At 40.5% G+C, this 6,000-nt stretch carries 4 protein-coding genes; 3 read left to right on the top strand and 1 reads right to left on the bottom strand.

Annotated features, from left to right (window positions below):
• Positions 1-82 precede the first annotated feature (82 nt).
• On the bottom strand, positions 83-1,801 hold the full coding sequence (locus tag RWM06_RS05720) for a phospho-sugar mutase (RefSeq protein WP_313970429.1): 1,719 nt from the start codon (positions 1,799-1,801) through the stop codon (positions 83-85).
• A 153-nt stretch (positions 1,802-1,954) separates the two neighbouring features.
• Between RWM06_RS05720 and abc-f the strand changes: the two genes are divergently transcribed.
• The 3 genes from abc-f to RWM06_RS05705 all read left to right on the top strand — a co-directional run bounded on the left by abc-f (position 1,955) and on the right by RWM06_RS05705 (position 5,979).
• The gene (gene abc-f, locus RWM06_RS05715) at positions 1,955-3,856 is read left to right on the top strand and encodes a ribosomal protection-like ABC-F family protein (protein WP_313970428.1); all 1,902 of its coding nucleotides are present in this window, start codon (positions 1,955-1,957) and stop codon (positions 3,854-3,856) included.
• 1 nt (position 3,857) lies between these two features.
• Positions 3,858-4,721 (top strand): MutR family transcriptional regulator, encoded by an 864-nt coding sequence (locus RWM06_RS05710; RefSeq protein WP_313970427.1) that lies wholly within the window; start codon positions 3,858-3,860, stop codon positions 4,719-4,721.
• Between the two features lie 79 nt (positions 4,722-4,800).
• Positions 4,801-5,979 carry an MFS transporter gene (locus tag RWM06_RS05705; RefSeq protein WP_313970426.1) on the top strand — a complete coding sequence of 393 codons (1,179 nt, stop codon included), beginning with the start codon at positions 4,801-4,803 and terminating at the stop codon, positions 5,977-5,979.
• Positions 5,980-6,000 lie beyond the last annotated feature (21 nt).

The following is a 6,000-nucleotide window of genomic DNA, read 5'->3' as shown; positions in this document are numbered from 1 at the left end:
AAAAAGAAACCCAAATACAGAATTGTATTTGAATTTCTTAACTTAATGACATTGATTGGTTGGTCTCATCTTTTATAGGACTTTATTTTACAAAAGCATTGATTTCTGCTTCGATATTCGCAATCTTAGCTTGTGATTCTTCGTTGGTTTCACCTACAACTGCAATGTAGAACTTGATTTTTGGTTCTGTACCTGAAGGGCGAACAGCAATCCATGAACCGTCAGCAAGTGTGTATTTCAACACATCACTTGGAGGAGTTGTCAAGTTTGTAACAGTGCCGTCAGCAGCAGTAGCTGTTTGAGCTTTGAAGTCTTCTACGACAGTGATAGCTGTTGCGTTCCATTCTTTTGGAGCATTGTTGCGGAATTTAGCCATAATCGCTTTGATTTGTTCAGCACCATCGACACCTGAAAGGGTAACAGAGATTGTCTTTTCTGCATAGTAGCCGTACTCTTTGTAGATTTCTTCGATACCGTCAGCAAGAGTCAAACCACGTGAACGGTAGTAGGCAGCAAGCTCAGCAACGACAAGAACGGCTTGGATTGCATCTTTATCACGTACGAATGGTTTAATCAAGTAACCGAAGCTTTCTTCAAATCCCATCATGTAAGTGTGATTGTGTTTTTCTTCAAATTCTTGGATTTTTTCAGCGATAAATTTGAAACCTGTCAAAACGTTGAACATGGTTGCGCCGTAGCTTTCAGCAATCTTCGTTACCAAGTCAGTTGATACGATAGATTTGCAAAGAGCCGCGTTTTCTGGAAGAGTTCTAGCGTTTTTGTGGGCTTCCAAGATGTATTTAGCCATGATGGCACCGATTTGGTTACCTGAAAGGTTGAGGTAGCTACCATCTTTTTGAAGAACTTCAACACCAACACGGTCAGCATCAGGGTCAGTTGCGACAAGAACGTCTGCACCAACTTGACGACCAAGTTCTTCAGCAAGGGCAAAGGCTGCTTGGCTTTCTGGGTTTGGAGATTTTACAGTTGAAAAGTCTGGATCAGCAGTTGCTTGCGCTTCAACGACTTGAACAGAGTCAAATCCTGCTTGGGCAAGAGCACGACGAGCCAACATTTCACCAGTACCATGCAGTGGTGTGTAGACAATCTTCATGTCTTTACCAAATTCTTCAATCAAGGCTGGGTTGATGTTTACGTCTTTAACCTCTTTAAGGTATTCCACATCGACAGCTTCGCCGATAACTTCAATCAAGCCAGAAGCTTTTTCAGCTTCCACATCAGCAACTTCAACTGCAAATGGATTTTCGATTGCACGGATATAAGTAGTCAAAGCATCCGCGTCGTGTGGAGGCATTTGTCCACCGTCTTCACCGTAAACCTTGTATCCGTTAAATGGTGCAGGGTTGTGGCTGGCTGTGACCATGATACCTGCGAAACAGTTGAGGTGACGAACTGCAAATGATAATTCTGGAGTTGGACGAAGGCTTTCAAATACGTAAGATTTGATGCCGTGTTTAGCAAGAACTGCCGCAGATTCAAAGGCAAACTCAGGTGAGAAGTGACGGCTATCGTAGGCAATTGCCACACCACGTTCTTTTTCATTTCCACCTTTTGACTCAATCAAACGAGCCAATCCTTCAGTAGCTTGGCGAACAACGTAGATGTTGATGCGGTTTGTACCAGCACCAATCAGGCCACGCATACCTGCAGTACCAAATTCAAGATTTGTATAGAAGGCATCTTCCTTCGTTTTTTCGTCCATATTTTCCAAATCTTGACGAAGATAGTCAGGAAGCTCTGCAAAATCAACCCATTTCTGATAATTTTCTTGGTAAGACATTGAAATTCTCCTTTTTGTAAATTGTTTTAACCGTTCACATTATAGCACTTTTTAGCGTTTTAGTAAAACGGTAGCATAATTCTCAGAAAAGTGGTGTCATATACTGGTTTATCAAGTCTTGAATGCCTTAGGGAAACATGCTATACTGTTTGTATGATTATTTTACAAGCTAATAAAATTGAACGTTCTTTTGCAGGAGAGGTTCTTTTTGATAATATCAATCTGCAAGTTGATGAACGAGACAGGATTGCTCTTGTTGGGAAAAATGGTGCAGGGAAGTCTACTCTTTTGAAGATTTTAGTTGGAGAAGAGGAGCCAACTAGTGGAGAAATTAATAAGAAAAAAGATATTTCTCTGTCTTACCTAGCCCAAGATAGCCGTTTTGAGTCTGAAAATACCATCTACGATGAGATGCTTCATGTCTTTGATGACTTACGTCGGACAGAGCAACAACTTCGTCAGATGGAGTTGGAGATGGGTGAAAAGTCTGGTGAGGATTTGGATAAACTGATGTCAGATTATGACCGCTTATCTGAGAATTTTCGTCAAGCAGGTGGCTTTACCTATGAAGCTGATATTCGAACGATTTTAAATGGATTCAAGTTTGATGAATCTATGTGGCAGATGAAAATTGCTGAGCTTTCGGGTGGTCAAAATACTCGTTTGGCGCTTGCTAAAATGCTCCTTGAAAAGCCAAATCTCTTGGTCTTGGACGAGCCAACCAACCACTTGGATATTGAAACCATAGCCTGGCTAGAGAATTACTTGGTAAATTATAGCGGTGCTCTCATTATTGTCAGCCACGACCGTTATTTCTTGGATAAGGTTGCGACGATTACGCTGGATTTGACCAAGCATTCCTTGGATCGCTATGTGGGCAACTACTCTCGTTTTGTCGAATTGAAAGAGCAAAAACTTCTAACTGAAGCCAAAAATTATGAAAAGCAACAGAAGGAAATTGCAGCTCTGGAAGACTTTGTCAATCGTAATCTAGTCCGAGCTTCAACGACCAAACGTGCCCAATCTCGTCGTAAACAACTGGAAAAAATGGATCGTTTGGACAAGCCGGAAGCTGGTAAGAAAGCAGCCAATATGACCTTCCAGTCTGAAAAAACGTCGGGTAATGTTGTTTTGACTGTTGAAAATGCGGCTATTGGCTATGATGGGGAAATATTGTCAGAGCCTATCAGCCTAGACCTTCGTAAGATGAATGCTGTCGCCATCGTTGGTCCAAATGGTATTGGCAAGTCAACCTTTATCAAGTCTATTGTGGACCAGATTCCTTTTATCAAGGGTGAGAAGCGCTTTGGCGCCAATGTTGAGGTTGGTTACTATGATCAAACCCAAAGCAAGCTGACACCAAGTAATACTGTATTGGATGAACTCTGGAATGATTTTAAGTTAACACCAGAAGTTGAAATCCGTAACCGTCTAGGTGCCTTCCTTTTCTCAGGAGATGATGTTAAAAAATCAGTTGGCATGCTATCTGGGGGCGAGAAAGCTCGTTTACTTCTTGCTAAATTGTCTATGGAAAACAACAACTTCTTGATTCTGGATGAGCCAACCAACCATCTGGATATTGATAGCAAGGAAGTGTTGGAAAATGCCTTGATTGACTTCGATGGAACTCTTCTCTTCGTCAGTCACGATCGTTACTTTATCAATCGTGTGGCAACTCATGTACTGGAATTGTCTGAGAATGGCTCGACTCTTTACTTGGGAGATTACGACTACTATGTTGAGAAGAAAGCAGAAGTAGAAATGAGCCAGACTGAGGAAGCTTCAACTAACAATCAAGCAAATGAAGTAACTCCAGTCAATGATTATCAGGCCCAGAAAGAAAGTCAAAAAGAAGCCCGCAAACTCATGCGACAAATCGAAAGTCTAGAAGCTGAAATCGAAGAGTTAGAAAGTCAGAGTCAAGCCATTTCTGAACAAATGTTGGAAACCAACGATGCAGGTAAACTCATGGAATTACAGGCTGAGCTGGACAAAATCAGCCACCGTCAGGAAGAAGCTATGCTTGAATGGGAAGAATTATCAGAGCAGGTGTAAAATGGAACATCTTGGAAAAGTATTTCGTGAATTTCGGACAAGTGGAAATTATTCTTTAAAGGAGGCGGCAGGCGAGTCCTGTTCAACCTCTCAGTTATCTCGCTTTGAGCTTGGGGAGTCTGACCTAGCAGTCTCACGTTTCTTTGAGCTTTTGGATAACATTCATGTCACAATCGAAAATTTCATGGATAAGGCAAGGAATTTTCACAATCATGAACATGTTGCCATGATGGGACAAATTGTACCCCTTTACTACTCAAATGATATTGCAGGTTTTCAAAAGCTTCAAAGTGAACAACTTGAAAAGGCTAAGAGTTCGACGAATCCCCTTTATTTTGAGCTGAATTGGATTTTGATGCAAGGTCTGATTTGTCAAAGAGATGCGACTTATGATATGAAGCAGGATGATTTGGATAAGGTAGCAGATTACCTCTTCAAAACGGAAGAATGGACCATGTATGAGTTGATTCTTTTCGGTAACCTCTATAGTTTCTACGATGTGGACTATGTCACTCGGATTGGTAGAGAAGTTATGGAGAGGGAGGAGTTTTACATAGAGATTGGTCGCCATAAGAGATTGGTGTTGATTTTGGCCCTCAATTGTTACCAGCATTGTTTAGAGCATCTTTCTTTTGATAATGCTAGTTATTTCGAGGCTTATACAGAGAAGATTATTGGTAAAGGTATTAAGCTTTATGAGCGTAATATTTTCCATTATCTAAAAGGTTTTGCCTTCTACCAAAAAGGACAGTGTAAAGAAGGTTGTAGCCAAATGAAAGAGGCCATGCATATTTTTGACCTGCTAGGTCTTCCAGAGCAAGTAGCCTACTATCAGGAACACTATGAAAAATTTGTCAAAGATTAATTTTCCCAAATAAGGGAAAAAATAAAAAGCTCCTTTCGGTTTTGATACAATAGTTTCAAAATTTGAGAGGAGTTTTTATATGAATCGCTATGCAGTGCAGTTGATTAGCCGCGGAGCTGTTAACAAGATAGGGAATATGCTCTATGATTATGGAAATAGTGTCTGGTTGGCTTCCATGGGGACTATCGGACAGACAGTTTTAGGAATGTATCAGATTTCTGAACTTGTCACATCTATTCTCGTAAATCCTTTTGGCGGAGTCGTTTCAGACCGTTTTTCTCGTCGTAGGATTTTAATGGCGACGGATCTTGTTTGTGGGATTCTTTGTCTGGCTATTTCTTTTATAAGGAATGATAGCTGGATGATTGGGGCTTTGATTTTTGCCAATATTGTTCAGGCTATTGCTTTCGCCTTTTCTAGACCAGCAAATAAGGCCATTATCACAGAATTGGTAGAGAAGGATGAACTGGTCCTCTACAATTCTCGTTTGGAGTTGGTCTTGCAGGTTGTCAGTGTGAGTTCTCCTGTACTTTCTTTTCTGGTTTTACAATTTGCAAGTCTTCGGATTACCTTGGTATTAGATGCCCTTAGTTTTTTTCTCGCTTTTGGCTTGGTAGCCTTGCTTCCAAAGAAAGAAGAGAAGACTTTGGGGGAGAAGAAACTTACATTCAAAGTTATTTTTTCTGATATCAAGGAGGGAGTTCACTATATTGTGAAGCAAAAGGAAATCTTCTTTTTGTTAGTCATGGCTTCAAGTGTCAATTTTTTCTTCGCAGCCTTTAATTATCTCCTTCCCTTTTCAAATCAGCTCTATGGAGTACAAGGTGCCTATGCCACTATTTTGACAATGGGGGCTATCGGATCTATTGTTGGGGCTTTGCTAGCTAGTAAGATTAAAGCCAGTATGGAAATGCTTCTGTTTTTATTGGCTCTGACTGGACTTGGAGTGATGATAATGGGATTTACCCTCCCATCCTATCTTGCTTTTTCAGGCAATTTCGTTTGTGAACTCTTTATGACAATTTTCAATATTCACTTTTTTACTCAAGTACAAACCAAGGTTGAAGGTGAATATCTTGGCAGAGTTCTCAGTTCGATTTATACCGTGGCTATACTATTTATGCCTATTGCAACAGGTTTAATGACCTGGCTTCCAAGTGTCCATCTTTATTCTTTCTTGATTATAGGATTTGGAGTTGTCGCCTTATCTCTCTTAGCTCTTGGCTATGTTCGAACTCATTTTGAAAAAGAGACATAAGTCTGTTTGAGTTTTAAAAAT

The organism is uncultured Streptococcus sp. (assembly GCF_963516575.1).
Classification (GTDB): Bacteria; Bacillota; Bacilli; order Lactobacillales; family Streptococcaceae; genus Streptococcus.
This window is presented reverse-complemented; position numbering and strand designations above follow the sequence as displayed.